1 pseudogene is annotated in these 873 nt (G+C 73.0%); it reads left to right on the forward strand.

The features are described from left to right. Window positions 1–264 precede the first annotated feature (264 nt). Window positions 265–873, forward strand: a pseudogene (locus DMH12_RS38630) (hypothetical protein); the annotation flags it as partial.

Below are 873 nucleotides of genomic sequence, written 5' to 3' on the forward strand. Positions count from 1 at the left end.
CCCCCCGTACCGCCACCCCGCCCACCGTTACTCATCTGCAACTTCGCGCCCACGGAACCCCCTTGAGTACCGCGCGGCGAACGGCACTCCAACTGTGCACGCGCGAATCCACGAGCGGTACCGCCGGGCACCGTCCGCGTGCTCTTCGTCACGGTGCGCCCATCAGGCCTGCACGATTCACTCACGAGGGAGCGGACCGGGCGTGCCATGATCTTCGCTCGGATCAGTGACGGGGCGAGCACGGAGAGATCACCGGGGACATCGATGGACCTTCTTCCAGTGAACGGGGCGGCGTTGGCCGCCGACCCGCGGGCCGCGGACGCGATAGGCGCCGTGAGCGCCCGGCACGGGGTCGACTACACGGACGACGGCGCGGTGAGCGCGTTGCTCGCGGAGCGGCGGCGGGCGATGGAAGGGGAGCGTCGGCACCCGTCCGCATGGCTCGGGATCCTCGCCCTGACGGTGGGCCTGCTCCTGCCGGTCGTCGTCCCGACGATCCGCACGCTGAGCGAACACCGCCTGATCGCGGTACTGGCCGCCTCGGGGTGCCTCGTCGTGGTCGGCACCGCCCTGGTCGCCTACGCGTACACCCGCTGGAGGCGCGCGCTGAACCACCCCGCCCTGGCCGGCTACCGCGAGACCCTGGGCATCGCCCGCGCGCACGGCATCCCACTGACGCACATCCCGCCGTGGCTGGAGGGCAGGTCGTCGCCCGCGGGCGGGAAGGGGGCTGCGCCGGTGCCGTCGTATCCGGCCGTCGAGCCGTTGGACGTGGAGAAGGCGTCGGCGATCGAGGTACCGAGGAGCGAGGCACCCACCGCTCCCGGCGAGGCGGACCAGACGCGGCAGGCGGACGGCCCCACCCCCGCGGCC

The organism is Streptomyces sp. WAC 04229 (assembly GCF_003947455.1).
Lineage (GTDB): Bacteria > Actinomycetota > Actinomycetes > Streptomycetales > Streptomycetaceae > Streptomyces.